The sequence below is a fragment of the Acinetobacter sp. RF14B genome, from assembly GCF_006864105.1.
Lineage (GTDB): Bacteria > Pseudomonadota > Gammaproteobacteria > Pseudomonadales > Moraxellaceae > Acinetobacter > Acinetobacter lwoffii_C.
On the sequence record NZ_SMTB01000178.1, the window covers coordinates 1 to 1,761 of the forward strand.

Genomic DNA, 1,761 nt, shown 5'->3' on the forward strand with positions numbered 1-1,761 from the left:
CATCCTGAAAAACAACCTCAACATTTACCGCCACGGTTGAAGCCGCTGCACTCAGCTGTGCAAGTTCCTGCTCAAAAAACTGAATAAAAGGCTCATCATCCAGCTCGGAAAAACAGGGCTGGAACTGAGCGAGAAAAGCTAAAAATCCGGCCTGTTGCAAATGCTGTACCGACTTGAAAAACAACTGCAATTCCTGCCGGTAGCTGTCACGCTGGCCATGCAGGCGAATACCGGTCAGAATTTTATAGTTCAGACTGGAAAGTACACGGTGCATACTCTGTTGCAGGGCTTCTGCCGAAAACTCCGAGTGCTGCGCAACCTGAGTCAACAAGGTCTTTAGATTCACACAAGCATGCTGATAATCCTGTGCAAACGCCTGCTCCAGCAAAGCTCGCAGCTGAAATGCCTGCAGGAATTTTTCTTTGAGTTCCTGCCAGATCTGCGGTGCCGTGTTTTTAAAACGGCGACGAATTTCCAGATTCCAGTAGCTGCGATCCTGAAAGTCAAGATGCTCAAAAATGCTGTGCAGGAAAGTTCCGGCAACGGTGCCCTTGGGAAAATTCAGCTTGAGCCAGTCCAGTGGCTCCTGAGCCGGCTGATCCAGATGGTTAATCTCTATTTCATCGGCCGCACTGTCGACGACTTCTGCATGGTTCACCAGATCATCCTGGAGCACAGCAGGTCGAAGCTGATGCTGGGCCAAAGCGGTAAAGCTGGTCCGGCTGCGGGGATAAAAGTGCCGCTGCGGCAAAGCCTGTGCCTGCATTTCAGGCGGCGTTTGTTGCTGCTGCGCCAGAATACGGGCGGGTTCCTGACTTAAAGGCTGCTCGATCAGGCTGTAAGGATGCTGAAAAGCTGCCTCGCCCTGTCCACGCCAGAACGCCAGACCTGCCTCAGTCTGTCCGCTTTGATCTTGCAATAGGGCATAGACCCGATGGCTGGCCCGGGTCAGCGCAACATACCAGAGCCGGTGATTCTCGGCAGCATTACGCGCAGCATTTTGCTGAATGGCCTGCGCATGCAAATCCTTGTGATTGACCCTAATGACCCGGGACTGTTCCAGTATATTGTCCTGGCCCGCAGTCGCAAGCGAAAAATTCAGGTTTCCTTTATGCATATCAGTCGCGGCATCCGCGCCCAGCAAAAAGACCACCTTGAACTCCAGTCCCTTGGAGGCATGAATGGTCATTAACTGAACCCCATGATCTCCCGACAGCTTGCGTTCTTTTTCATTGTCTTTGCCGGAAGGAGACTGCAACTGGCGCAAATACCAGTGATACAGCTTTTGCGCGCCCTGATAATATTCACTCTGCTGACACAGTATGTCGGTCAGATGGCGGACATTTACCACCACCCGCTCATTGTCCAGACTCTGACTGGCCACCAGATTGGTCCAGACCTGGAACAGGTTCAGCGCATACGTCCAGGCCGTGAGAAAGCCTTTCTCGAACCACATCTCCCGAATACTGTCCAGATCGGCAATATAGCGATTTAAACCCTCGCTCTGCTGTTGCAGGTCAATCAGTTTTTTCAGATTAAATCCCAGCAGCCGGGTCAAGAGTGCACGTTTGACTTTGGCCTCATTAAACGGGTCCATGATGGCGGTTAAAACCGCAGCAACATCCTGAGCAGTCGGGCTGGCAAAAACACTTTGTCTGGATTCCTTATAGCAGGGAATTCCCATGCGCTGCAGACGCTGCTTGACCTGCTCCAGCGGAAAGAGACCAAAAGACAGCACGGCAATGTCATCAGCGAACAGTA

The 1,761-nt window shown here is 52.0% G+C and carries 1 protein-coding gene; it reads right to left on the minus strand.

Features of this window, described 5'->3' with window-relative positions; genetic code table 11:
• On the minus strand, positions 1 to 1,761 hold a 1,761-nt coding region (locus E2K52_RS14285), incomplete at both ends, for a 3'-5' exonuclease (RefSeq protein ID WP_319922810.1).